18 protein-coding genes are annotated in these 25,773 nt (G+C 57.0%); 9 read left to right on the forward strand and 9 right to left on the reverse strand.

Going from position 1 to position 25,773, the window contains the following annotated elements; translation table 11 throughout:
* Positions 1-3 precede the first annotated feature (3 nt).
* On the reverse strand, positions 4-645 hold the full coding sequence (locus D5400_RS20320) for a PaeR7I family type II restriction endonuclease (RefSeq protein ID WP_280988302.1): 642 nt from the start codon (positions 643-645) through the stop codon (positions 4-6).
* Between D5400_RS20320 and D5400_RS21755 the strand changes: the two genes are divergently transcribed.
* Entirely contained in the window at positions 538-762 is a 225-nt protein-coding gene (locus tag D5400_RS21755) for a hypothetical protein (RefSeq protein ID WP_280988311.1), read from the forward strand. The genes D5400_RS20320 and D5400_RS21755 overlap by 108 nt on opposite strands.
* On the opposite strand, the gene D5400_RS20325 is transcribed toward D5400_RS21755, so the two are convergent.
* The 3 genes from D5400_RS20325 to D5400_RS20335 all read right to left on the reverse strand — a co-directional run bounded on the left by D5400_RS20325 (position 745) and on the right by D5400_RS20335 (position 6,001).
* Positions 745-2,376: an Eco57I restriction-modification methylase domain-containing protein gene (locus D5400_RS20325; protein ID WP_205665495.1), complete on the reverse strand. Its 1,632-nt coding sequence runs from the start codon at positions 2,374-2,376 to the stop codon at positions 745-747. The genes D5400_RS21755 and D5400_RS20325 overlap by 18 nt on opposite strands.
* A 226-nt stretch (positions 2,377-2,602) precedes the next feature.
* Positions 2,603-3,538: an ArdC family protein gene (locus D5400_RS20330; protein ID WP_126012177.1), complete on the reverse strand. Its 936-nt coding sequence runs from the start codon at positions 3,536-3,538 to the stop codon at positions 2,603-2,605.
* A gap of 219 nt (positions 3,539-3,757) precedes the next feature.
* Positions 3,758-6,001 (reverse strand): AAA family ATPase, encoded by a 2,244-nt coding sequence (locus D5400_RS20335; RefSeq protein WP_164527983.1) that lies wholly within the window; start codon positions 5,999-6,001, stop codon positions 3,758-3,760.
* A 419-nt stretch (positions 6,002-6,420) separates the two neighbouring features.
* On the opposite strand from D5400_RS20335, the gene D5400_RS20340 reads away from it, so the two are divergent.
* Together D5400_RS20340 and D5400_RS20345 are read left to right on the forward strand one after the other, a co-directional pair.
* Positions 6,421-7,614 carry a Fic family protein gene (locus D5400_RS20340; RefSeq protein WP_126012181.1) on the forward strand — a complete coding sequence of 398 codons (1,194 nt, stop codon included), beginning with the start codon at positions 6,421-6,423 and terminating at the stop codon, positions 7,612-7,614.
* Between the two features lie 4 nt (positions 7,615-7,618).
* Positions 7,619-8,392 carry an integrase gene (locus D5400_RS20345; RefSeq protein WP_126012183.1) on the forward strand — a complete coding sequence of 258 codons (774 nt, stop codon included), beginning with the start codon at positions 7,619-7,621 and terminating at the stop codon, positions 8,390-8,392.
* Positions 8,393-9,387: 995 nt separating this feature from the next.
* On the opposite strand, the gene D5400_RS20350 is transcribed toward D5400_RS20345, so the two are convergent.
* From D5400_RS20350 to D5400_RS20365, 4 genes are all read right to left on the reverse strand, one after another.
* Positions 9,388-10,278, reverse strand: coding sequence for a hypothetical protein (locus D5400_RS20350; protein ID WP_126012185.1), 891 nt, complete (start codon positions 10,276-10,278; stop codon positions 9,388-9,390).
* An 88-nt stretch (positions 10,279-10,366) separates the two neighbouring features.
* The gene (gene dsr1, locus D5400_RS20355; RefSeq protein ID WP_126012187.1) at positions 10,367-14,107 is read right to left on the reverse strand and encodes an anti-phage defense-associated sirtuin Dsr1; all 3,741 of its coding nucleotides are present in this window, start codon (positions 14,105-14,107) and stop codon (positions 10,367-10,369) included.
* Between the two features lie 94 nt (positions 14,108-14,201).
* Positions 14,202-15,041, reverse strand: coding sequence for a hypothetical protein (locus tag D5400_RS20360; protein WP_126012189.1), 840 nt, complete (start codon positions 15,039-15,041; stop codon positions 14,202-14,204).
* Positions 15,042-15,087: 46 nt separating this feature from the next.
* Positions 15,088-16,062, reverse strand: coding sequence for a DUF2971 domain-containing protein (locus tag D5400_RS20365; RefSeq protein ID WP_245451374.1), 975 nt, complete (start codon positions 16,060-16,062; stop codon positions 15,088-15,090).
* A 256-nt stretch (positions 16,063-16,318) separates the two neighbouring features.
* On the opposite strand from D5400_RS20365, the gene D5400_RS20370 reads away from it, so the two are divergent.
* The gene (locus tag D5400_RS20370; protein WP_126012191.1) at positions 16,319-17,713 is read left to right on the forward strand and encodes a nucleotidyl transferase AbiEii/AbiGii toxin family protein; all 1,395 of its coding nucleotides are present in this window, start codon (positions 16,319-16,321) and stop codon (positions 17,711-17,713) included.
* A 38-nt stretch (positions 17,714-17,751) separates the two neighbouring features.
* A complete protein-coding gene (locus tag D5400_RS20375) occupies positions 17,752-18,474 on the forward strand; it encodes a hypothetical protein (protein ID WP_126012193.1) in 723 nt (240 codons plus the stop codon).
* Between the two features lie 208 nt (positions 18,475-18,682).
* On the opposite strand, the gene D5400_RS21680 is transcribed toward D5400_RS20375, so the two are convergent.
* Complete coding sequence (locus D5400_RS21680; RefSeq protein ID WP_126012195.1) at positions 18,683-18,892, reverse strand: transcriptional regulator; 210 nt, start codon at positions 18,890-18,892, stop codon at positions 18,683-18,685.
* 158 nt (positions 18,893-19,050) lie between these two features.
* Between D5400_RS21680 and D5400_RS20385 the strand changes: the two genes are divergently transcribed.
* The 4 genes from D5400_RS20385 to D5400_RS20400 all read left to right on the forward strand — a co-directional run bounded on the left by D5400_RS20385 (position 19,051) and on the right by D5400_RS20400 (position 25,769).
* Positions 19,051-19,752 carry a hypothetical protein gene (locus D5400_RS20385; protein ID WP_126012197.1) on the forward strand — a complete coding sequence of 234 codons (702 nt, stop codon included), beginning with the start codon at positions 19,051-19,053 and terminating at the stop codon, positions 19,750-19,752.
* Between the two features lie 306 nt (positions 19,753-20,058).
* Positions 20,059-21,195 (forward strand): hypothetical protein, encoded by a 1,137-nt coding sequence (locus D5400_RS20390; RefSeq protein WP_126012203.1) that lies wholly within the window; start codon positions 20,059-20,061, stop codon positions 21,193-21,195.
* A 1,401-nt stretch (positions 21,196-22,596) separates the two neighbouring features.
* A complete protein-coding gene (locus D5400_RS20395) occupies positions 22,597-24,219 on the forward strand; it encodes a peptide chain release factor 3 (protein ID WP_126012205.1) in 1,623 nt (540 codons plus the stop codon).
* Positions 24,171-25,769 (forward strand): TCP-1/cpn60 chaperonin family protein, encoded by a 1,599-nt coding sequence (locus D5400_RS20400; RefSeq protein ID WP_126012207.1) that lies wholly within the window; start codon positions 24,171-24,173, stop codon positions 25,767-25,769. The genes D5400_RS20395 and D5400_RS20400 overlap by 49 nt, the downstream gene beginning before the upstream one ends.
* Positions 25,770-25,773 lie beyond the last annotated feature (4 nt).

Consider the following 25,773-nt stretch of genomic DNA (forward strand, 5'->3'; position numbering starts at 1 on the left):
TCCTTATCCTCGGGCTGCCTCTACCGCGATGTGACCAGCAAACGACGTTATGAATGTTTTCAGGCTTGTCAGCTCTGATAGGCTTTCAAAGGCGCCATCGCTGACTGACGTTCTCGGCGAAGCGATAAGCGCGGCTTCAGAATAAAGCTGCTCCTGCACCAGCCGGCGACATAGAACTTCATAGCGCTTCAGATAGGATGCCTGCTTGAACTCACTGAACACCTGGAAATGCGGTGATCGGTCGGTGACGGGGCGGCGGGATTCCGGCGCATCTTCCACCATCATCATCCAGCCGATGAACGGCTTGGGATGATCTCCGAACGCTCCTTCGCGATAGGCTGTCCAAAAGTCGTGAGCGGTGCCGATCGCTTCCTCGGTCCGATTGTTGAAGTTATTGCCGAATGACGGTCCGACCTGGCTCTTCAACTCGATGGCTGCAATCAGCCGCTTTTCCAGCGTGATGATCAGATCCCATCGTTTGGTGGGACGGAAATAGCCCGGCAATGTCAGAACTGACACGGTGCGATGGATTTCGGCATGGCCGAGACCATTAGCTTCGATCAAATCGAAGATCAGCGCTTCAAAGCCGTCCATATTCTTGCCGGCTGTAACGCCGGCTCGCTCACCCTGATCGGGCTTGCCGATTTCCTGCTGCTTCTGCCGGGCTTTCTCGCGGTTTCCCCAGAAGGCCATCGTCGCCTCACGGGCCTTCCGCTCATAATCTGCCAAATCCAATGCCATGCGTCAGTCAGTTCCTTCTAGAGATGCGATCTCCTCACTCGTTAAGCCGTAGATTCTAAAGACCAGTTCGTTGCAGGCCGCGCGATTGCCGTTTTGGGCCGCTGCGATGAGCTGCTGCTGCATTACTTCCCCAAGACTTTGCCAGTGGGGAATGCGAATGCGACGAAGATACTGCGCCTGGAAGCGCAGATAGCCGCCACGCATCTTGGTCGAATAGGTTGAGACAAAAAGGCGGGCGATCCCCGACATCAGGATCGCCTGCATCGCTCTGACATCCCAGCTATCAGAGGTGATGAAATAGAGATTGTGGTGCGGATAGAGCCCGTCATTCTCATAGACGATATGGGCTTCGCCCTTGATATCGGGAATGAGTAGCTTCGGTTTGGCGGCTATCTCTGGATAAATCCGATCGATCGTCCGATACCAGTTAGTAGGCGCTTTCTGCGCAACATGCCGGCCGGCGATCTGGTCTTTGCGGGCTTCAAGATAGACTCGCAGTTTTGGATATCGAGCGAGATCGACCAGTCTGCCGCTATCGGCGAATGGGTTGATGACGCCATATCCCCGCCAAGCCACCTGCCCCCCAAGAATATCGCGTGTCATAACGAGTGGCAGTTTGCGATCATCCTCGACATCGAGATCGTCGAACTTGCCGATGAAGGCCTTATCAGCACCGGTCGCAACGCCGATCCCGACCTTACATCCTGCCTCTTCGAGCGTGGGCAGGCGCTCTTCAAGGCGACGAACCAGCGCGAGGCTGTCAGCCCCATGTAATATCCAGGGCTCGCTGCCTTTGACGATAGATGTGGTTTCGCGAACGGATGAGCCGATAGCAGGTTTCTCGGTGGAAAGAAGCTGGGTTGTCAGGCTGGCCAGATGCTCGGCGGTGATATCGGGACGCGCTGCAATGCGTGTCGCACCCGGTTGCTTGCGGGTGATGATGGTGATTGCCGGATAGGCGATCACATCCGAATGAAAGGCCGGCGTATCGACCATGTCGACATAGACGCTAAGATGAAAATCCTCGGAAACGAACTTACGGAGCGGCCCGCCATAGCGGTTTTTCATCCAACGGTCGGCACAGATAAAGCCGAGCCGGCCTTGCGGTTTAAGGAGCGACAAAGAGCGCTCAATGAAAGGGATATAGATGTCTGCACGGTCGTAAATCGTTGTGTAGCGCGCTCGGTATTCCGCCATCAGAATATCAGGGATCAGCTCCTGACGGACATAAGGCGGATTGCCGATTACAATGTCAAAGCTGCCCGGCAGTTTGGCGAGAAGAAAGTCACCATAGACAAACCAGCTGTCAACGATGGCGATCGCCTCATCGTCTGACAAGCCGGCTTCAGCCAGCATGGCGTGAACGCGCTGACGTGTGCGCATGAAGCTGCCTTTATGCAGCTCAACCGCCCGCACGGAATCGGCCAAAGAAACTTCGGAGCCGTCCCGTTTCCAAGCGACAAGCAGCCGCTCGATGGCGGGCAGGAGGAAGTCCCCATCTCCGAATGAAGGCTCAAGCAAGCGCATAGAGGCGAGTGGCTTGTCGCTCGTATAGCCGGAGAGATCGAGGATGAAATCCACAACCTCACGCCGTGTAAAGATCGCACCGCGCTCCTCCACACCGGCAAGAGCCATAGCGCTAACAGCCGCCGTTATGGGGCAGCCTGCAAACAGCGATGCCTGTCGGACATCCAATGTTAGAACAGGGCTATTCATGAGGGCATACCTGTCCCGCTAGCGCGGCAAGAGAATGGAGCTGTGATCGGATTAAACGCATAGAACAAATTGGGAATCATTCGAACAAGAACGTCAACCAATTTTGCAGTTCTATCCACATAAGAGCCGCAGGAAGAGATGCGGCTTATGCCGCATCTCGGGAAGAAACAGACTGCTCATGGGCAAGCAGCCACTGGGCGGCATCTGACGCTTTAGAGGCGGCAGTAAAGATTGCCTTCCGGTCGTTTTTGAGAACGGAGAGCCAGTTCTTGATGTAGCAAGCATGGTCTGCGCGCGGTTCAAGCGTGATGCCCAAATCACCGCAGAGAAAGGCGGCACTGAGTTCGGCAACCAGCTCTTCCATGGCATAGGCTTCACTACCAAAGCGACCCGACAGATCGCGGTCAAGTCGGGATGAAGCGCCGCTCCAATGGGTCAGTTCATGGCAGAGGGTGGAATAGAAAGCTTCGGCTGGTGATGACGTTTCACTGCCGGTGAAGCGTGTGCGCTCTGGTATGCGGATGATATCCTGGGAAGGAATGTAGCAGGCACGCTCCCCTCTCTCTTCGATGCGGGCGCCGGTCGCTGCTGCGAAAGCTTCGGCGCGGAAGATGGGATCGAAGACCGGAGCATCGCTTTCTGCCGGACCATCGCTTTCTGTCAGATTATGCGGAGCCTCATATCCTTCAGTCTGAGCGGCGTTAAAGACCCAGCTGGCGCGAGCGATGACACGTTCGCCGTTATCGCCATCATCGGCAGTCTGGTCCAACTCGACGGTAAAGGGCTTGTAGAAGACGATCAGCGAGGCTTTTTCGCCCTTGCGAACTTGGCAGCCCTTCGTCTGCCATTGGCGATAGGTGCCCCAGACGTTTGATGGAAACTCTTGCGCTATCGCCGAAACCCAGAGCGAGATGACGTTCACGCCATTGTAGGAATTGCCGGAAAGGGTGTTGATCGGTCTGGCGAAGCTCCCAGCGGTGCGGTTGATCCAGGGAAGCTGGAAGTCGCCGGCATGTTCAAGGGCATCAACGATGCGGTTGGTGATCTCCTGATGGACATCGAATTTAGATGCATGTGACATTGTTCTCTCCTTTTTGCCAAAGCCGCGACCATCGCGGCCTGATGGCGTCCAGAGAGACAGACGCAAACGGAGACCCTGCACCCCGAAGGGGCGGGCAAAGCGGAAAGACGGCATACGCCGTTGCGGGGGATCAGGTGTCTGTCAGGAAAGCCTGAGGAAGGCCCGAGTGGTTGTTGCTGTGCTCAAGAGAGACCGCATCACAGGATAAGATGGAGAACGTCAGCGGGTCGCTTCTAGCGCGCTATAATGGACGGGATCATGAGCCCGAACGGCATCCAGGATCAGCGTGACGATTCCCTGTGCTTCACTCATGTCCGGAAATTGCATGCCCGCTTCTCGTGTAAGCGTATGAGAATAGAAATGCATAAACTTGCGCGCACGCTCCGCGTCAATCGGATCGGTGATCAGACGGTCGATGCTGCTGTCAATGTTCGTATGTTCCAGAAACTTGAACGCTGCATAACCTTCGACAAACCGTCGGGCCATATTGCCTAGATTGAATATGATTTGGTGATCGTTCTGCGGATTTTCAGCGTAGCTGGCCATCTGATGAAACAGGAAGAGGTATTCAGATCGGTATCTCTGGATGCTTTCAGGGCATTCGATCAGCCGCGACGCAGTAAGCCCGTTCGCGTCCGTACGCTCGACCAGATAGACCCGATACATGGGATCAGTCATCTTTCGCATCCAGTCGAGCATTAGATGGAAAAATTCGTGGCTATGCGTCGAGATAAAGAGCTGCTTGGCCAGACACTCATGTCTAGTCGGTTTTGGCGCTCCCGGATTAAGGCGATAGAAGGTGTTCTTTATGAAAGCGCATACATGAAGCAAGTGATGCGCATCCAAGCTCGATATCGGGTCATCGATATAGACAATGGTTTGCGATAAATCGTTCCCGTTTTCGAGCAGCTTCGTGATGAAGTAGCAGAATGAAATCGCCGTTCGTTCACCTTCGCTGAGATTGCGGGCTGGCTCTTCGCCCCGCATCAACATGAAACGATCATTGTCTCTGACTTTGACCTGAATATCGGCTTTCCCGAAAAAGCGGTGCAATGTGTCGTTAATCGCCTCTGCACCCTTAGTTGCATTCGACAATTCAACTTGAATGTCGGTGATCTGCCCATCAAGAGTGGCAAGGGCTGACTGGGCATCCGCTTCAATCTTTTCCTGAGATGCTATCTCCTCTTCCAGGCTGAAGCGGTCAATCCGGCGCATAGCTTCGGCAGTGTAATGATTTTTCAGTACCGCGACCGCTTCGTTGCGCGATGACGCAAAGCGACGGGTTCTCTCGTTGCTGGTCTCGATTAATGACTGAAACTGCTGCGCAGCTTCGACCAGACGGTCAAGCTGCGGCTCAGCACCTTGCGCGCGCACGACGTCGAAAGGATTGCCTCGCTTAAGTTCCAAAGCATCGACGAGGGACTGGATCGCTGCATTGAGATCGTCTCTCGCCTGTGCAAGCGAACGACCGGTCTGAGCATGTTCATCGTGCAGATCGGTGTAGAAGCCGGATCGAGGATAGGCTGCTCCGGAGAATTCCATTTTGCGGGCATTCAGTGCGATTATTGCCTTTGCGATGCGGCCTTTCAGATTATCAAATGCATCGGAAAAGTGAGCGTTGAGTGCCTCTTTGCGATCGGCTCTCAACTCCCCCTCGCAGAATTCGCAATGGGATTTTCCTTCGTGAAGATGACGGCCTTCTTCAACCCAGGATGCGACGTCCGGGTTTTCAAGAAGCCTTGCGATCGTAGTCGATGAGTCGATTTGCTCATTCAAAAGAGCAAGGCTTTCGCTCCAAAGGGGATAAATGGGATCGGCACTTACGGCGAGGTCGGGCAAGATATCCTTCTGCTCGGCGCTGACCTTTGCGCGAGCCGCCTGAACCTCTTCTGCAGACAGGGCATCTGGCAATGTGCCGTTCCAAGCGGCGATGATGGGGCGGAGATTGGTCTTGTTGAACCGCCCGACATTGGGAAGCTCCCTGACGATCTGGGTGGCGCATTCAGTTTCGGTTTTGCTGATGATGCCATCGAGACGCTTAGCTTCAGTGGCGGCTGCCCTGCGCTGATCGTCAAGCTGTGTGCGCTTCGCTTCCTTTTCCTTCAGCTCATCGCGTTTAGCGATGTTTTCAGCGCCAAGAAGCAGGATCGGATTGAAGCCATCAGCATCATCCCAGCGAAGATGCGCTTTGCGGAAATCCTCGTTAAAGACGCGGACATTGCAGGGCGTGGCGAAGCCATGATCATGCTGAGTGCCATCGGTGTGCTGAATATCGAACCGGGCATTCGGATAGTCGGGGTGGAGCGCACCGGCTTCAAGACAGCGGAACAGCCGCGACAGTGTGGTTTTGCCGGAGTAATTCCAACCATAGATCAGATTGAACGGCGCGAATTCTGGAAGGGTGCCGCCCGTGAAGTTATTGAAAACACCAAAACTCCTAATGCTACCGATCCGTCGAAACAACGCAAATCCCCCAATACTGCCTGTGCGCCCACGCCTCGTCGCTGTCACAACAATTGCTATTCTAGGTTGATTCTAAGCAACTATTTCAACATTAGCCAGAATGAATTGATCGATGGCAGATCTGATGTCGGCGACATTACGCGGTTGCAGTATGGCGGAAGAGACAATCTCGCCCATCTGACACACGGACGATCGTCGGTTAAATCATCCTGCACCGGGCGCGCTACAGTTGCAGCTACGGATCATGTGCGGACCGGCTACGGAGCAGTTGCGGAACCGGCCACGGAACCGGCCACGGAACCGGCCACGGAACCGGCCATATTCGAGTACAAATTTCCCTACATTAAGGTGCACATATATGATATCATTATCTAATTTAATTCAACAATCCGGCCTTTAAACCGGCCAAGCAAGGTGACATGATCATTAGAGATGACAAAGAATCGATCGGTCTGTTTGAACCTCTGATAATCTCAGATAGTTCGAAAAGCCGTGCCGCACTCAACGACATGGCCCTTGAACTTGCCACCCGTTGCGAGGGCTTTCGGCGGAGCCTGCCCGCCTCTATCGCTGCGGCACTCGCCGATCTAGTGCGCTCGATGAATTGCTACTACAGCAACCTCATCGAGGGGCACAACACACACCCAATCGATATCGAGCGGGCACTGCGAGATGACTACAGCACCGACCTGGTGAAACGGAATCTCCAGCTTGAGGCCAAGGCACATATCACGGTCCAGAAATGGATTGATGACGGTGAGATGCAGATTGCGCCTACTGATCCCGTAGCCATTTGCGAAATCCATAGACGGTTCTGCGAGAAGCTCCCAGCCGAACTGCTTTTAGTCACCGATCCAACGACCGGCGAAGAAATCGACGTTGTACCGGGCGTTTTACGTGAACGGGACGTTCAAGTTGGAAAGCATGTTGCGGTCAGTCCGGGTGCTGTTCCACGCTTTCTGGAACGCATGCACGCGGCATATAGAAAGCTCGGACGGATTGACTCGATTCTATCTGCAGCTTCTGCACATCACCGTCTCCTGTGGGTTCACCCCTTCCTTGATGGCAACGGAAGAGTTGCTCGGCTGGTGTCCTATGCGATCCTTCGAAATTCGCTTGATACCCGGGGACTGTGGTCTGTCGCACGAGGACTGGCGCGCCAGGAGGCGAAATACAAACAGCATCTAGCCGCTTGCGATATGCCAAGACGGAACGATCTGGACGGCCGCGGCACCCTTAGCGAAGAAGCTCTCGCAGGTTTCACAGAATTCTTCTTGGGAAGCTGCCTCGATCAAGTTTCCTTCATGGAAAACCTGATGAAACCTGACCGCCTTCGGGATCGCATTATGATATGGGCGGAAGAGCAGATTCGAGCAGATATTCTGCCAGCGAAGTCAGACGTGGTGCTCAAAGCGGTGCTTTATCAAGGCGAACTGCACCGCGGTGAAGTCGCCTCGCTCCTTGGACTAAGCGACAGAGCAGCGCGACGAATTACCTCGGCCCTCTTGGACATCGGCGCGCTGACTTCAGAAAGCTCGCGCGCGCCGCTATTTCTGGCATTCCCGGCCAAATTCGCCGAACGCTGGATGCCTGGACTGTTTCCGGAGGCATGATCGCGTGGTTTCAGAGAAATTGACAGGTTTATATGCCGATTATCGGAAGGCATACGATAAACTTCCAGCAGATGGTCGACTTATGCCGTACGACTGGATCAATCTGCCATCCACTATGCCGGGTCGTTGGCTGCCATATTCGCAGATGCTGAATGAATTCGCCCGCGAGCTGGCAAACAGTATCAACGGGTTCACCGGTGACGTCAGGCGTCTCCGGGCATGGTCAGAGATCGTGCAGACGCTGTCAAACCCCGAGAAGCTGGAAGTGCTCCGCGAGTTCATCGATCCTCTGAGCATAAGCGCGATGATTTTCCCGTACGCAATCAAAGCACGTTTTGCCTTTGCCGTAGCTCATCTATCCCATCAGGCTAATCGGCTTCGGAGCGATGACTGGCTGGACGATCTGAAAGTGGATCATGAAATTCATTTCGGGATGGCCGATGCACATGCCGGAGGCTGGCGCAGCTACAAACGGTTCAAGCGGGCAGCAGAGGACATCAACAAGCGGCAGTTTCAGGAGGCGACAGGCGATTTCCGGAATGCCTACAATCACAGGTTCCCGCCGCGCATGATCATCGGGATTACAGGCATCGTGAAACGCCACGTTCCTGACGATGGAAGTCCGCCGTCCTACAGAATCGGGGGACTGCCACCGCTGGATCTGGCCGTAGTCGTAAAACTGCTCAAGCAAGAGCGCGATCGGTGCTACGTGACCTTTGATCAGTTTCGCGATCTAGTAAACGAACAGACGGAAGCGATCGCTGTTGATGGCGACTGATTTTTCGTCCGGTCCGGTGCAGGTGGAGAGGCATATCTCCAGATCCTGCTCGTGGGTTCAGGGCGGCGCGAAAGCCCCTTGATCGTGGTCCAGCTTCGACAAGCTGGCGGCATCCAATCGGCGGACGGTTGTCAGGTTTGCGCAAGGGCAGGAACGCTCTTTGCTCTATGGGTGCAGGGAGAGGCGACATCTCCATGCTCTCGATGAGCCATAGGGGTCCAGGGGGAGCACGGAGGTTCCGTCCTTGGTGGTGGTGCAGCGGCCAAACGATCTGCGAGGGATCAAACGCCGGTACGTTTGAATGGCACCGAAAGGCTCAATGCAGATGAGGAGCGCCACAGGCTGGGGGCTGCAACGGGGAAAGGGCGCGACAGAGCAGCACCATCTTCGATCGCCACAGCGGCTTCGGCATTCGCGGCGGCGAAAGGCACGCCTCATTCGCCCCTTCTTATCGGAAGGGTGGAAGCTCATCGCACGATGCCATGACGAACATGCCTCTGACCGCCATTACACGTCTTCGCAGCAACCGTCACCGCGGCCGCTTAGACGAAGAAGTCCTCCTAAAACGCGACCTTTCCATCCGCAATGCCGTTGATGCCCCTAAACCCACAAGGCGACGATCGTGCCGGTTGCCCGCTTACGGAAAGCGGGCATTTGGTCAGACGCTGGACAGCCGAAGCGGGGCCGGAAGCTGCCTGTCCGCTTTCGGAAGCTCAAACAATGAAGGCGGACATCCCAGGTTATAACGACCGCCTCAGTAGCCGTGGATGGTGAAGCCGGATTCGGTGTTGAGAAGTCACGCGCATGGGCACAGCCTCCATGCTGTTGACCGCCCTGAGATCGAGATCGACAAGCTCATCGGGTTGTGCGCCCAGCCAAGAGCCGCAGGACTTTGCTACTGCAAGCCAGAGACCGACGATCGAGCCTTCGAGAGCGCTTTCGCCATTCACTGCTGCTCCGGGTAAGCTGTTCCGCGCCGACCGGACGTCTGTCCGCTAGTAATCCCAATAATCTCCAATCTCGCTCCGCAATGCTGCCTCCTGCGCTGCTCGAAGATCCTCAAGAGGAACCTGGATCGGCTTGAAATCGAGGCGATACATGGGCACCTGCCATTGGTTGTACAGGTAGCGCAGCTGGTCTTGTTCGGCGTTTTGCGAAATCAAGCCTGCCGCGTGCAGTCGTTCCAGCATCTGCTGCGTGAGGCTGCGAGGAAGAGCATAGCACTCCACATCACCGATGAAATCGACGCTGCTCCAGACCTGAGACACGATATCCAACCCTGCCCGGCTGAAGGCCCCCATGTCGCTCAGGGCCTTCGCCACATACCAGATTGAGGTACGCTTGCCCCCGAAGGTCGCTTGCATCCAGTCCGAAGGTTCGCTCCAGATTGGCTCACCATCTTCATGCGTGACGATGTCGGCGTAGAGCCGGTTTTCACGAGCGAACAGCGTCGAGTTCGGCATAATGAATTCGCCGGCAAAGCCCTCGATGTCGTGGGAGCGTCGGCTGTTGTCGAGGTATTCCTGGAGCTGGTCCACCGTCATGGGCTTCCAGCTTTGGGCCTCGGCATAGAGCAGGCGCGGCAGATGGTCGTAGAACCACTTGAACATCTGGCCGACCAGCCCACTTCGGGCCTTCGGAGGGCAACGCACGATGTCCATTAGGATCAGTATCTTGGACAACTCCTCTGTCGCCTGCCCTATGAGGATTGCTGCTGCCCTAGGATGATCATCGAGTGCCTCAGCAGCCGTCATAAGTTCGTCAGCACTCTTGAGCAGGATCGGCAGCCCTTTAGCGATGATGTCGAGTTGCCGCGCAGGCGTAAGTTGTGCGAGGACGCGGCCTCGCTTCATGCCGATGTCTTCCGATTTCTGTGCCTCAGCCATTCTGGCGCCCCAGCAGGTTTGCGATCCTCATCCTGCTGTTAGGGGACCGCCCGGTAAAGGCGAAGCTGCTGGTGCTACTGGACCTGGTTTAGCCAATCTTCGATCCGTGTCGGCGCGCCATGGTCTCCAGCCTTAAATAGCGCGAATCTCCGGTCAACTCGGGAGCGGCGGCCCCGATTTCGCGCAGGCAGTTCGTGAATTCCTCGCCGACCCAGGAGATGTCCGGTCCCACTATGACATCGATCATTGCAAGAGCCTCATTGGGGTACTTTATGCAGTGCCCCGCTTCGTGCAGTTGACGCAGCAGATGGCCTGGGAACGGCTGCGCTTCCAGCCAGACACCAACAATTGAAAAGGCTTCCTGGAATTCCTCACCGGCGGCGATCGCCATGGTTGCCGCGGCGCCGGCGATGGCCGGGGTGCCAATGGCACGGGACTTCGGCCAGATGCGTGTCCAGTACGGCTTGACCCGGTTGCGCCAATACTCCTGACGTTTATCACCGGCAGCGCGCAGTCCGTCGGTGAGTACCGTCAGCGCGCGCACGAGCCCGCTCTCGGGCAACGCTGCAGTCGCTGTTCGAAACTCGGCGACGCTGAAGGGTTCGCCTTCTATCGCTGCGAACGTCAGCAGCCCAGCGTGGTTGTCAGCCAACTTGTCCAATTCACTATAGTGCTTCGACGTTTCCAGGAATTGCCGCCGGATGGCGGCCAGAAGCGAAGGATAGAAGCGTGGCGACCAGAGATATCCGGTCCATGCGAGGCGAGCCTCGTCCGGAGCGACCTCCCAATCGAACAGCGGCAGGACATGCTCCTCCGTCCACGCCCGGTCGACCCGGAACAGCGAAATGACATGTTGAGCCAGAAGCAATCGGCCATGTCGGTACGCCGGTACCGTCGTGTCGCACAGCAGGCCGAAGATCGCCGAGAAATCGCCCTCCCCCAAACCCTGATTGTCCTCCAGCCCGCTTCTGAACCACGCGCTGATCACGGCTTCAGTCACCAGCCCGACAGGGTGATTGATCGCGCTGAACAACGGTTCGTCGTCGCGCTGCGCCGGATCCTTCTTCGACAAGGCGAGTATCTTCCTCACCAGGAAAAATAATGACGGCCGATCTCCATCCGCGGTTTTACCGACCGCTTTCACCCACCACGCCAGCGTGCGGCGGATGCCCTCCAGGAAGTCCTCGGGCGCACCAATCAGCAATTGCGCCATAGAGTCCCAGGATCGATCGGCCAGTTTCGGTTCGGACCAGGCCTGCAGTGCCTGCGACCAGCGATCCACGGGCCATCGATCCTCCTCAGCAAGACGGCGAAGGGCCTCGCTCGTGCTTTCGAAATCGCTGCGGCACCGGTCGCGCCAGTCGTCCTGGAGGCGAATGTCGTCGGCATTAGGATGGGCGCGCAGCCAGTCGATCAACTCCGCTGTCGTCGCGGGAGTCATCGAGATCTGGCGCCATTCCCCTGCGTCACCCGACCAGACCGGAAAATCGTCGCGCTCGCTGGCCGACCTTCTATCTGGGTACCGTGCCGACAGCTCTGCCATTCGACGGCGGGCGCTGGTCGTCGGCTTGGCTCCGAAATCGAGCAAGGCGCTGAGCCGCAATCCGATCTCGCGATCCATCATCCGCTTCACGTCGACGGGATCGGTATCATCGCGATACATTTCCCTTGGTGGTCCAGACATGATGGCCTGCTGCAGCCGGCGTGACGCAGCCGCGTCGAGTTCGGGAGCTATCGAGCGCAACAACACCATGGCCTCGCGTTGAGTCTCGATCGACCACAGCCACCATCCCTCCTCGGCCATCAAGTACTCGATGGTCTCGCTCATCTCGAAGAGGTTCCGGCGCTCGGCAAGGGCGAAGAAGACGAACCGTCGGAATATCGGATAGCGGATTCCCGCCCAACGCCTCACCTCGAGGATCGCTCTTTCCGGAGTTGACTCGGTCGTGGCCACCCAACTGTCCCGCAGCAGTTCGATTAGCACGGTCCAGTCGCGATACTTCTGGTTTTGCTCGTGCTCGGCGATGGCCGCCTGCTGCCAATATGAATGGTCGTATCGGGAATCCGCTTGGCGGGTCTGTGCGAGCAGGTCAAATGCATCGATCAGGAGGGCGGTTGCAGTGTCGAGAAGGTGCGGCAGGGCTGCGTGCCAGGCACTGCTTCCTTTGAAGGCATCGAGCGCGGAATGAGCATGCTCGATTGCAAGTGCCAGTTCGATGTCGACCAAATCACCGGGCCTCGAATCGGGGTTCTCTGGCTTCGGGTCGTCGCCCTCGTAGCGATATGCCTGTCGAATGCGAAGGCGGGGAGCAAGCATGTCGCGCAGTTCGAGCCGCAGAAGCGGCGTCAGTCCAGCGGCATCCAGACGTTTGAGCCAGTCGTAGGGATCGAACCAGATGGAAGTCCCAGAGACCAGTCCTGCCAGGAGCAGCTGCCAAAGAATCTTCATGCCGGGACGAGGTGGACGAGCGTTCAGTTCTGCTTGGAGGAAATACCTGAAGTTGTCTTGGAGTTTGCCGCCGTCCGACACCGCCTTGAGCAGAAGCACGGGGTCGTCCAGATGGTTCAGAAGCCAACGCGCGATGTGGGGCATGACGTTGTCCCAACGCGGCGAACTGTCACCGAAGCGCCGGAAGAGGCGCATCCATGGAGCGAGCAGATAAGGAGCGGGTCGCGCAACGAGGCTGAAAGCAAGCACCTTGTCCTCGACCGAACTGGGTGTCACGCCAAAGCGCACGAGGTCGCGATGCCGGAAGCGGTTCTCGTCGAACGCCTCGAGCCACGCCAGGGAAGGCGTCGGCTTCGCATCGGAGAAGGTTTTCGCCGGAAGCCCGCTCGGATCGCACAGCGCCCAAAGCATCCGACCTACGAAGTCATCCTGCTTGGTGCTGCCGGTTGGTGCCAAACCGGCGTACCGGGCCACGATCGCCTCTTTGCCCCGCACGCCATCCCTGTAGGTCTCCGCCCAGGCCTGCAATGTGCGATGCAGCGCCGTGTGATCGTTTTTCCCGGGAGTTCGGTACAGGATTGGGATGACGTTTTTGGCCTTCCATTCGTCAGCCGTACGATCGTGATCGCGTTTGGTGGTCCCTCCGAATGCATAGACTTCGGTCGGCGCCTCCCCCAACTGCTGGTCGGCAGCGAGCGCATCCATCATGTAGCGCATCACGGGGTCGTTGAGGCTGTAGCCGACGAAGCAGACGGTGTGATTTCTGAAGAGTTCGCTGACGAAGCGCGCGGCCCACCGTTCGGTCAGGTAAGCCAGGCCAAAGTCCCCGCTCGAGATCACCAGTCTCTCCAACTCGGGATGAACGGGAGACACAGGGAGCTTGCCATGCAGGTAGACCAGCCCGTCCCACCGATTCTTGGGGACGGGCAGAAGCGGGGCAAGAAAGCTCTCCGGAGGGCGACCGACGATTTTGCCGGCAACATCGAACAGGTTGTCGAAGTTGGTGGTTATTAGCCTCAGGATTCCGAGGCGATTGCGCCCGAGCGTGAGCAGAGCTTCGTGCGTCTGCGTAGCACCCGGCAGCGTCAGGTCCGGGACCAGTGCTGCATGGAGAGCACTGCGAACTGCAGTTCGTCCGCCCATAACCCTGTTTTCGAGAAGTGATATCGTAGTGTCGTATTCCCCACGATCGAAGGCGGCGTTCTCAATTGCCGTGCGGCTCTCGCCCACGTTGCCGTAGATGCGATCCACCAATCCTCGGAATCCGGGGAGGCCAGCTGGATACGAGATCCCGGCGCCGCAGAAGAATACGACCTTGCCGTCCTCATGCGCCTGCAAGAGCTTTTCAGGAACATCCGGGCCGTTCTTTATAAACTGCATAGTCGAAATCCTCGGACGCGCGGTGTGCGATCTCCGTTTGGGGCGCTCTGAATTGGAGAATGGGCCTCCCTACTTGCGCCCAACGATGGTGCACTCAGACCTCCGAGGTGGTAGGCCCCTCATCGCCTGAGTCTGTCATCAGCTCGTAGGGCAAAGCCTTGGTGAAGCGGCCTAGGCTGCCGAGGACCGCAAAGACCCTTTCCGGCAGGGCGTCGATGATGTCGTCGCGCAGGTAGCATATCCAAGGGTCACCATTGGTCGTTGACCAAAAGAAGTACCGCTCCCAGCCGCGCTCCGCGATCAACTTGACGAAGGATTGGCGCTGGGCGATCGACCACTCGAAGCCGCCGTGGAACATCTGATTGCGATAATGGAAGAGAGCGGCCATCCAGTCCATGTAGTCTGGCCCGAGGAATGGAGAAACGCCCGACGCTTCGCAAAGCTGTCTTAGCCCTGAAATGATGTCGGTCTTGACCCCGGCCGTGGCGAAATACCTTTGAACATTCCAGCGTTCGGGGTGTTGTTCGGCACGGGTCCATCGCTTGTGTTGCGGGGGCGACATGCCCTTGGCCACGTACTTCTCGCCCAGCGCCTGGAAAGCCTGCGCAAAGATAGTCTCGATCATTGGCACTACCATTCCGATCGCGGACAGGCTGATCGCAGCGTCGCTGTATGACGACTGCCACATGGCATCAACATGCTCGTCCACAACGTGATAGTGGTATGGGCCGTCATACGTTTGGGCCGCCTCCTCCAAGTCTTTGATGTTGGCACTGACCCTGTCAGCCGCCTGTCGATGCTGCCGCAACACCGACCGGACGGCATCTAATTGTGCGTCCCAGTCGATATTCGAGATCAGCCGATACAGGTAATCACGGTCGTCCATCAGGTTTTCGAGGCCGAGCCTCAACCGCTCTCGGGCTTCTTCGTCCATGATGCCTCTCAGTTACGTGGTGGGACGTGTCCGGCGTTGCTGCATTCTAAGTTGCCGGCGGTGTCCTTGACTCAAGCGCAGCGAGGTCGAGATCCTCGAACATTTCCTGAGCATCCAGGTGACGTCGCGGCAGTTGCGTCAACAACTCGTCAGTGTCGAGCCGCCGTTTGGTAAGCCGGAATGTACCGAAAGGCCGAGGGACTTCGTAGAATTGTACCTGACGGCGGCGGTTATGAAGGGCCTTCACGATCGTATACTTCACAGTGCCAGGGCACCGCATGCCGAAAATCACTTCCTCAAGCTCCAGCGGCGAATCCTGAGATCCACGATTTCCCACGAGCCGCCACTCCTTCTCGTAGCGCCAGCTTGGCGCTTTCCTGAACAACGCGGCCTCATCCACCCGACGACGCGCGAGCACGTCGGTCTCCATTGCGTCCACGTCGCTCGCCTTGACGTTTCGGCGGCCGCCATAGGCAACTGGGAAAAGGTCGGCCGCCGTGCCTTCGGGCACCGAGTATCCTGCACAAATGCCACGATGCTGGTCACCATAATGGCTCCACATCAACGGGCATGTGGCTCGGGTCGCGAACGAGACGATGCCACGGTCGTAGCGTTTTAGCACCTCTGTCTCGATCTCGCTTCCGAGCAGAAACTGAAGTGCATCTGGCACGTCTTGATAGTATGGGTCGCAGGATCGATAGCGGACTTCATCGAGGAGCCGGTCAGCTCTGGCCTGGCTATGGCGATCGATATGCTCGATTGTACGCGGACCGGTATACCGGATCGACTTCGCAGCTTTGGTCATCTCGGCTCTGGTCCGCTCGACGACCAGACGCGTCAGCACGCGCTCCAGGTCCTCGACCGGCAGATCCGCTTCAAGGTTTGGTGTCGTGTCCAGCGGATCGTTAAAGCTTGACGGGTCGGCAAAATAGAGGTCGTCCATTACCAGCATATCGAGAACGCGATGGCTGAAGCCGCGGTACTTGTATATCCGCTCGGGTGGTGAGCCAGTCTTTGCCACTGCGCGTTAGCTCCAGGTGAGATCCCCATACCAGTACCGTTTGGCGACTCGTTCGCAAGTCTGGACTGATGCCGGACGCTGCTAATCCCGCTGCAGCTTGGTAGGATAGCTCCCGCATGGGGCGAAAAAGGGGGCGCGAAGTGGACCGATAGGCCAAGCGCTGATTAAAAGCAGCGTGAAGTCGCTCCGTACTATTTGGTGGAGGTCGCGCCCTCATACCTCGACGGGGGTGCCTAAGAATAAGTATGTTCGTCGAATGATCAGCACGAGTGAGATAAAGGCCAAGGCAGTTGAGTTTGACATTCATCATCCAAATGTCGAACGCGATTACGTCTTCGGGTGGCTGCTAAAATCAATCTACGAAAATGAGTACCTACGTACCCGCCTAGTGTTCAAGGGCGGCAACTGCCTGCGCAAAGCGTACTATCCCGACACACGGTTCTCGACCGACCTGGACTTCTCCGTTGGTGATGCAGTCGATGCCGAGCTGACGGCAATTGAAATCAACAACGCTTGTCTCAGTGCGCAGGCGGCATGCGGCGTGGAGTTTCTGATTGACCGAAACACCTTTGAGCCCGGTCCGATGGTGGACAGTACGCGCCATTCTTACAAAGGACGGGTCTACTTTACCGACTTCTTCGGCGCGCAAGACGACCTAACTATCAGTGTCAAAGTCGATGTGACCGATTTCGATCGCCTTCATCTGCCTCCTACCAGCCGCAAACTTATCCATCCGTACTCGGACGCAGAAGCTTGTTCGGCCGAGATCACCTGTATGGCGCTAGAGGAGGTAATTGCCAGCAAACTGAAGTGCCTCATCCAACGCCGTCACTCCCATGACCTCTTTGATCTGGTCTATTCGACGTTCATCGACCGTTCGATCGACCTAGACCGCGGACTGGTGCTGCGCACGTTCCTGAACAAGACCATTTTCAGTGCCAGCCCGGCCGCAGCAAAAAGCATATTGCTGGGCATTCCCATGACGTTTTTCGGCGGCGTTTGGGACAAGTACATCAAGTGTCCAAAAGCGACGCGCTTCGATTTCAACCGCGCGACCGAAGGGTTTAAGGATGCCATCGAGCAGCTGTTTAGTGATATTGGCACCGGCGGGCGGGAGGAGCAGCTTTACTACGGCCCGGAACACCGCAACCTTATTATGGATGCCGGCGCGGGGAGGAAACTTATGAAGATTCGCTACCATGGGATTGAGCGGGTAATCGAGCCGTATTCCCTTTCCTACAAGAAGGCGCAAGGAAAGCCGGCGCGGGAATACTTCTATGCCTGGGACAGGACGCGCGGACCCAGCATCAAGACTTTTTTGAACACTGATGTTGAAGCGCTGTCCGTTCTCGACGAGACCTTCGAGCCCCAATTTGAAATTGAACTGTCAAAGGCCGGCGAGGAGGCGCGCAAAGCCCATTTTGGCAAGCCCTTCAGCGAAGGCGCTCGCCGCGCGACAAGATCGACTCGGACGTCAACTCCGAGAGTGAAGGCGTTTCGAGGCTGGAGCAGTTTTGAGCAGACCTACAAAGTCCAATGCCCATACTGCCAGAAAATATTCACTCGAAAGACCCAGTCTCTCACTCTGAAGGAACACAAGTCCCCGGACGGCTATCGATGCGGCGGTCGCATGGGATACCGCGTATTTTGAGGCCGGCACAAAAATTCCCTGCCGGCTTGCAGGTCTTCGTGGATGAAAGCATCCATGATCGTGGATCCTTCATCGTCGTCGCTGCGGTGTGTTCCAAAGCCGATGTTCAAAAACAGGTCGTTCAGGGCCTGTTGGCCTGCGGCTTCGATCCTTCTCGGGACGAGTTCAAAAGCAGCATGACAATGCGTGACAACCCGGCCGCGCGAGAATTACGACAACGCCTGCAACTCATCCTGCGTCACTGCAAAATCGCATTGGCCGTTTGCCCTATCGCGGAGCGAGCGATACTCGCGACGCATCTTGCCACGCTCTTATCCAGCGTCGACCTTCCACCGGATACTCCCATCTCGGCAATATACCTCGACGAAGGGATGAAGCGAACAAATACTGAAATGCCTTCTGGTGCAGTTGTCACCTACGGCTGCGATTCAAGATTGGTCGCGGGAATCCAACTGGCAGACTGTGCTGCGCACTTGGCTGCTACGATGCTTCTTGAAGAGCTGGGTATCGTCTCAAAGACCGTGCCCGCGAGCACTGTTTACGACGGGCAGGACGGAGAGATTGAACTGGCATGGACCCTTTGGGCCAGCATTCGTTACGCGCTCTCAGGCAGAACGCCTGTAGGGGAAGTTGATGCTTACGGGTTTCCGGAACCCTTGATGAACCCGTTCGGACTAGTCGTATCTGATCGCTGCTCCGAGGCCCTAAAGACCGCAGCTGAAAGGCGACTTGGGACGGTGTGGATTGGTTGCATTCACTAGCAAGGTTACTGGGGATTGCTTTCGTGCGCCCCACAGCGGCGCTCGGATTGTCCGGAATTCTGGCCTATGTCCAACTGCCGATTGCCGCCCTGTCGATCCCCTAGCTCAGCACGGCCCGACGCCGGAATGCATAAAGTTGAAGGTCAGCTTTCAGGAAATCGCTGGGACGGCCCGAATGTCTTGAAACGGGGCGCAAAGTTGCCGATGCTCATTTCGTTGCTCGCTGTAGTCGCACGCCCACGCCGCCACCGTTCTCCGGAATGAATTCGATACCCGCAGCCTCGAAAGCGGCGCGTAGAGCGGTAATTGTAGAGGTGCGAAGCCGCTCACCCTTTTCAAACCGCACGACAGTTTGCGTTGAGACAGACGCCTCCCTGGCGAGATCTAGAACACCCCATTCAAGGGCTGCCCGTGCCATACGACATTGCGCCGGGCTCACACAATCACCATATTATGGCGATTTGTATTGCGCAAATGAGGCATGTCGTTTATCCTGCGCCTAGTATGAACGGTCAGGCAAGGTGTTCCAGCACCGTGCCCGACCTAACCGCGCCCAAGCTTTAGGGAGCTCGGATCATGGCTGATTCCGACCATAGCATGAACTGTGCCTGCGTCACCCGCCGCGCGACACTTCTTGGCGGCGTTGCTGCCATCGGCAGCGGTTGGCAATCTGCTTCGCAGCTTCTCCCAGTATCTCCTGCTGTTGCCCTTTTCCATTCCGATGCGCTCACTGCCCATTCCGACCCCGTGATCTCCCTCTGGCGCCAATGGCAAACAACCCACCTGCGCATCCAGCAACTGAGCGAGCGGCTTCAAGACCTGGAAGTCGAACTGGCAGAACGCTTCGACAGTTTCGGTACGATCGTTCCCGTCCCCGGAAGCGCCCTGGCGTGCGTCTATTCACTCCAAGACCTGCACTGGCTGTTTGGCGACCGGGGAGACATGGCGGGGGCCCTGTCGACGGCCGAGCGTGAGCTCGCCGCAAAGCCTGTGAACTCAAACGGCGTCTTGGAAGATCTCGGTTATTCCTCGACCATGGCCGCTGAACAGGCAGCTTTCACGGAGGCGAAGGCGAGCCTCGATCAAATGGCGAGCACTCAGGCTACTTCACTCGCCGGTGTGGTCGCCAAACTCGATGCCGTCGCTCGCTGGGGTGAGGCTTGGAACGAGCGTCCGAGAGAGTTCCCCTGGCCACACATCCGCTCCGCCCATGCCGATCTGGTAGCCATCGGACAAAGACTGCAGCCGGGCGCCATCTTCCCTGGCGTTCACGGCTGACCGCGCCGGGCGCCGGCCCAGACCCAACCCATGGCACCCCTCCGCCACTCTTGTCGCTGAGCTTGTGCCAAGCGGCAGTGAGCAGCTCCCCATAGCAGGCGAGCTGCCGCGTCGTGCACACACCCTTTTCTCGAACACCATTGGACCCCGCGGGCCGGCCCCCTGGCTGGTCTCCTTGTTGGCCTTCTGGCCTCCCGGCGCCATTCTGCGATAGAGCGTGCCTCACCACACAGAGAGACACGGGACGATCGCAGAATAAAGCAGGTCAAGCGCAGCGAACTCTATACCCTCGTCTGCAAGACACCTTTGAGCAGACTTGCACCCGAACTCGGCATCGATGGCGTCAAACTCGCCGCCATCTGCAGAGAGCATCGAATCCCGTATCCGGGATCTGGCTACTGGTCCCGGATTTCCATGGGACGGGATGCAGAGCTTCCACCGCTGCCGGAGATCGACGGGGAAGACCCGCTGATCACCATAGCGCCAAAGCCCCCAAAGCGTCCGCGCGCACCTGAAGCCATCAGCCCTCTTGCCCAAGTGAATGAGGCAACCGGCGATGAAAGCGCCTCACCCGTTGCGCCACAGGAAGCCCAGAGCAAGACGCCCTCACCCGCTTCGATGGTCAAGGACAGGCTCGTCAAACCGCATCCGCTGATCGCCGGCTGGATCGCGGACCATGAACGCAGGCGCCGCGAGGCAAAGACCAATCGCGACCCCTGGAGCTACCGAACCGCTCCGGAACCTCACACAGATCTCGATCGCCGGAGGTTCAGGATTCTCGATGCCCTATTCCGCGCGCTTGAGGCCCGCGGCGCAAAAGTGTCGGAGTCCGCCCAGGGACAGTTGTCCGTCACCATCGACGGTCAAACGATCGAGTTTCAGGTGCGGGAGAAGGCCAGGCAGGTGAAGGTGGTGGAGGGCGAAGGCCGATCCGCCTACACCCGCACAAAGCTCGTCGGGACCGGCAAGCTGACATTCGCGATCAAGACCTATCTGCGCGGCCGTCACAATGAAGAGCGCCTGGAGACCGACAAGAAGCCGCTGGAGACCCAACTGCCAGCAATCATCGACCGGCTTTTCGAAGGCGCTGTTATCCTGAAGGACTGGGAGGAAGAGCGCGCGCGCGAGCATCAACGCTATGAGGCGGAGCGCAAACGTCGCGCCGAACTGCAACGAGTCGCTGAAGAGAACGAGAAGCGTCAGGCCAAGCTCGCCGAGCTTGCCGGTAATTGGCAAACCGCTCAGACGATGCGAGCCTTCATCGAAGCTGTAAAGGCTGTGCCCCATGACGCCAATGCAACGATCGCCGACAAAAGCGTTGCGGATTGGCTGACCTGGGCTGAAGAGACAGCCGACAGTCTGGACGTTTCCGGGGGCGGCCCGCAGCGGCTGTTCGAGGTGCTTGGCACGGTTAAGGCCGCGCGTTCGGCCTGGTCTGTCTGACATAAGACCAAAGTCCTGAACGCAAAAAGCCGCCCGGAGGCGGCTTTTTGGTGTGATCAGATTTGAATTGTGAGTGTTTTATGTTGGAATTGGTTGCGGGGGCTGGATACCAGCGTTGTCGATGAGCTTGAGCTGGCATTGCATTGAGCGCCGGACCCACAGTACTACCGCCGTTCTTGGCTAGGAGCAGTCAGTCTCGTTGTCTAGAACCAACTCGTCATTACCGGCTGCTAGTCCCCGCTTTTGCGGCGATGATCCTTTACAGCGGATAAATTGAAGATCAGTTCGTCAAGATCAAGCCATCAGGCGGGCTTTCCGCGACTAGCTCCGAGACCTTCAACACGCCAGTTCTCGTTCGCTTAATGGTGGGGATGCGGCCGGCATTTCGCCAATGCCGCCGCGGACGCCTTGGTGGCGGCCGCGCGCCCTCTACCAGCATATATTGCAGAACGTCTCCCAGTTTTTGGCCAGTCAATTCTGCTGACGAGGCAATCTCCTTCATCCAGTTTACGACCTTGATTCACAAATTCAACGAGGCTGCGCCAACTGGTGAGCGAGACCCACATTTATCCGATTGCGAGGCAATCCACCCCATCAGCGGAAAAAAACTACTTCGGCCTACACACGGAATGCCAGATGTGCTAAGCCTCCCCCATCCCATAAAATTGGGTGGATATTTGAAACCGACAGCATCGGCTGTCCCGCTTTGCGGAACTTCGGTTGGTTTCATTACCTGGCAATTGCGCCAGGATGTATCCACCGAAGTTGCCGCCGCCGTGATTTACACGGGGTAACGCCGAAGGCTGTCCTTGATTTAACGGACGGAGCAAAATTTGAAGAGGCATTTTCAAAACCCACTTCACGCCATCAATCGCTCGGACGTGTTCAACCCGTACGGGTCTGGGCCAGTTCCGGAGGCCATGCCTTCGATTGATGCAGCTTCAAAAGGGCCATTGAATACATCCAGGAAGCTTTTGCTGAAGGCTGAAATCTCACGCAGGACTGCGGAGAGCGTCTGCGGTTACGCGGACTTATTCGGCTCAGGCACCGCCAAGATCCTCCCGTGCGGAACTCGGCTTGGGATGAAGGTCGCCAATGAACGCGATCGACATCTGATAGGGCAGCAATTTTCAGAATTATTCGAGGAAGATATCTCGGTATTTGAGCGATAACCATATTAGGCGTGCAGAAATGGATACGAAGAAGGACGTTAACCGGCTACTCAGCCGAATGGTCGTTGGAAAGCCGGATCTCACTTTGAGTGATGTTCGGCGCTTAGTTCCTCAACTCCGTTTGGAGGACGATGAGGCGCTCAAAGCCAAGCTGGCATCGATCAAAGGCCAGTCCAGGCGACCGTGAGAGTTCCAAGCATCACACCTTATTTTTAAAGGAGCTTGGACGATGAAGACTTTACGTACTGAATATTATTCCGACACCTCAGTAGAGGTGAGCGCGGAAAGCAGGCGCACGTTCGCCATCATCTCCCACCCCGACGCGGGCAAGACCACGATTACGGAGAAGCTGTTGCATGCGAGTGGCGCGATTCGCCTGGCTGGCCAGGTGAAGGCGCGTGGAGAGCGTCGGCGTACGCAATCTGATTGGATGGAAATCGAGCAAGCGCGGGGGATTTCCATTTCGAGTTCGGTGATGACATTTGACTGCCGAAACCTGACCTACAACCTTCTGGATACACCAGGGCACCAAGACTTCTCAGAGGATACCTATCGGACGCTCACTGCCGTGGATTCCGTCATCATGGTAATCGACGCCGCGAAGGGTATCGAAGCTCAGACATTGAAGCTTTTCGAAGTCTGTCGTCTGCGCGACATCCCGATCATCACCTTCATCAACAAATGCGACCGGGACAGCCGCGACCTCTTCGGTCTGTTAGACGAAATCGAGAGCACCTTGGCGCTGGAAGTCGCGCCGATCAACTGGCCTGTTGGTACGGGTAGTTTTTTCCACGGGTGTTATAATTTCAGAACGAATGTCTTTTCCAACTCCAGCATCGGCCGCGGCGCTCCTCATGATGCAGAGGTTCTCTGCGACGATATCAGAGACCGACGCTTCAAAGATTGCGTGATGCCGTCGGTCTACGATGAGTTTGTTGAAGAGGCCACATTGGCGTCCAGCGAATACGCTGAACTACAGCTCGATGCCTATCTTGAAGGGTATCAAACGCCGGTCATTTTCGGAAGCGGACTGAAAGACTACGGTATTCGTGATCTTCTCGATCTTTTGGGAGAAATTGCTCCATCGCCGCGCATACAGCCCGCCGAGCCTGCACCCGTCAGCCCGGAAGATGACGATGTGACAGGTTTCGTCTTCAAGGTGCAGGCGAATATGGATCCCAAGCACCGCGACCGGATCGCATTTCTCAGAATCTGCTCGGGCTCCTTCCTGCGGGGCATGAAGCTTCGCCATTCACGAACAGGAAAATCCCTGTCGGTTCACAACCCAATCTTTTTCTTTGCGCAGGACCGTGAACTGGCCGATCACGCCGCGCCAGGCGACATCATCGGCATTCCCAATCACGGGACCATTCAGGTTGGCGATGCTTTTACGTCGGGTCGAGAAGTCCGATTCACCGGCATTCCCAACTTCGCCCCGGAGATACTTTGTCGGGTGCGGCTGAAGGATCCGATGAAGGCCAAGCAGATGCGCAAGGCGCTTGAAGATCTATCGGATGAAGGGGTCGCACAGCTCTTCCGGCCCGTCATCGGCGGGCAATGGATCGTCGGCGTCGTCGGTCAGCTTCAACTTGACGTGCTGACATCTCGCATTGCGGTTGAATACGGCATCAATGTTGAGTTTGAGTTGGCACCGTTCAACACTGTCCGCTGGGTGACGTCTGAAAGCGAAAACGCCTTACAGGACTTCCTGTCGCGAAACCGAAGTGCTTTCGCCGAAGATCGGAATGATGCGCCTGTCCTCCTGGTCCGCAATCTGTGGGAACTTGATCGTCAAAAGACTGAATGGCCCATGATCAGCTTCTCGCGAACAAGCGAGCGCTCTTCGTCATGACGGTCAGGATTGATCAGGGGTTTGATGTGCGCAGACGTCTGCGCGATGGCGCCATGCAATGTGCGGATGCAGTCGGCGTCGCGTTTGGACCTAAAGGCCGGTTGATGATGATCGATCAGGAGCCAGGGCCACTCGCCACCAAGTCTGGTTTCGAGATCGCTCAGGCGCTTCAACTTCCAAACCCAACGGAGAATGTCGGTGCTGCGCTTATGGCTCAAGTAGCCGAGCATATGGAACGAAACCTTGGCGACGGCACATCGACGGCAGTGCTGCTGGCCGAGGCTCTGATGCGTGCAACAGTCAAACGAAACACCATGGACAACGATCCGGTCGCACTCGGCCGTGCGATCCGGGATGCATGCGGTGTGGTCGATACGAAGCTGCTGGAGATGAGCCGTCCCATAGAAAGGGACGACGAGTTATTCAACGTCGCATATGTGGCAGTTCATGGAGACGAAGCTCTGGCGCTCAGCGCCACGGAGATGTTCATGGCCGCGCGTGCCACATCTTCGGGCTCTTCCCGCTTATCGCCAGGGCTTCCGAACAGTGGCGCTTCAGCGTCCTTGTCGGTCGAGCTTATGGACATTCATCATGTCGCTCTCAAGAATGACCCAACTGAACCCTGCCGACTGTGCGAGCCGCTGATATTGTTATTGTCCTCGTCCGTCAGTCATGAGGGCATTCTCTTCCCTTACATTCGTCATGCACAGTCGCTGAGACGTCCGCTTCTGGTGCTTACACCCAATATCGACCCAGCGTTGCGCAGTTCTGTCGAGAGATACAGAGCGGCTTTTTCCGCAGAAATTGCTTTTGCATGTTTAGCAGGAAACGAACGGCAGCGATCGGTTTGGCTCAGGGAAATAGCTGCATTGACTGGCGGAACGCCGGCTGACCGAGAAGCTGTCGTCGCCAATGACATTGACGCGTTGGGAGGATGCCACACGGCTGTATTGACCCGAGATACGCTCCGGATCGTTCAAGCACCGTCGGGAGCGTTGACGGCGGGTCCCATACAACACCGATTTGTCGCTCTAGGCAGGCGAGGAGAAGGCACTCGTCACGACGTTTCATCGGAAACAGAGGTCGACGAAGGGACGCCCGACAGAGAGCGCAAACGACGCTTGAGCGAGGCGGTTTCTTCGGTGAACGCGGCTAGCCAACATGGCGTGCTGGTCGGGGGCGGCAGCAGTCTATTGCAAGCAATCGATGGCTTGCGCGATTTCGGCGAGACGACCCCAGAGCAGAAACTCGGACGTGAGATCGTGTCGGAAGCGCTGCGCGCGCCGGCAACGCGACTGATTGATAACGCCAGTCAAAATGGGCGGTCCACCGTTGATGCCCTGCTCGGCGACTTTCAGACGAATTGCGGGTTCGATGCTAGCTCGGGCATCGTCACCGACTTGCTCAAATTGGGGGTCCTCGACGCGACAGACGTCGTGAGGGCGGCACTTTCGAGCGCTTCTTCAATCGCCGGACTGATGTCTCTCACCGAAACACTGGTCCTGCAAGAAGCCGAGCACCATTCAAAAGTGACGTATTTTCGATTGTGACGAT

Origin of the sequence: Georhizobium profundi (genome assembly GCF_003952725.1) — a bacterium.
Lineage (GTDB): Bacteria > Pseudomonadota > Alphaproteobacteria > Rhizobiales > Rhizobiaceae > Georhizobium > Georhizobium profundi.

What these genes read in the sequence shown, in the direction of transcription:
- D5400_RS21755 (WP_280988311.1), top strand. Translation starts at nt 538, where the DNA reads ATGGCCGAGACCATTAGCTTCGATCAAATCGAAGATCAGCGCTTCAAA.
- D5400_RS20325 (WP_205665495.1), bottom strand. Translation starts at nt 2,376, where the DNA reads ATGGCTCTTGCCGGTGTGGAGGAGCGCGGTGCGATCTTTACACGGCGT.
- D5400_RS20330 (WP_126012177.1), bottom strand. Translation starts at nt 3,538, where the DNA reads ATGTCACATGCATCTAAATTCGATGTCCATCAGGAGATCACCAACCGC.
- D5400_RS20340 (WP_126012181.1), top strand. Translation starts at nt 6,421, where the DNA reads ATGATCATTAGAGATGACAAAGAATCGATCGGTCTGTTTGAACCTCTG.
- D5400_RS20350 (WP_126012185.1), bottom strand. Translation starts at nt 10,278, where the DNA reads ATGGCTGAGGCACAGAAATCGGAAGACATCGGCATGAAGCGAGGCCGC.
- dsr1 (WP_126012187.1), bottom strand. Translation starts at nt 14,107, where the DNA reads ATGCAGTTTATAAAGAACGGCCCGGATGTTCCTGAAAAGCTCTTGCAG.
- D5400_RS20360 (WP_126012189.1), bottom strand. Translation starts at nt 15,041, where the DNA reads ATGGACGAAGAAGCCCGAGAGCGGTTGAGGCTCGGCCTCGAAAACCTG.
- D5400_RS20370 (WP_126012191.1), top strand. Translation starts at nt 16,319, where the DNA reads ATGATCAGCACGAGTGAGATAAAGGCCAAGGCAGTTGAGTTTGACATT.
- D5400_RS21680 (WP_126012195.1), bottom strand. Translation starts at nt 18,892, where the DNA reads ATGGCACGGGCAGCCCTTGAATGGGGTGTTCTAGATCTCGCCAGGGAG.
- D5400_RS20385 (WP_126012197.1), top strand. Translation starts at nt 19,051, where the DNA reads ATGGCTGATTCCGACCATAGCATGAACTGTGCCTGCGTCACCCGCCGC.
- D5400_RS20395 (WP_126012205.1), top strand. Translation starts at nt 22,597, where the DNA reads ATGAAGACTTTACGTACTGAATATTATTCCGACACCTCAGTAGAGGTG.
- D5400_RS20400 (WP_126012207.1), top strand. Translation starts at nt 24,171, where the DNA reads ATGGCCCATGATCAGCTTCTCGCGAACAAGCGAGCGCTCTTCGTCATG.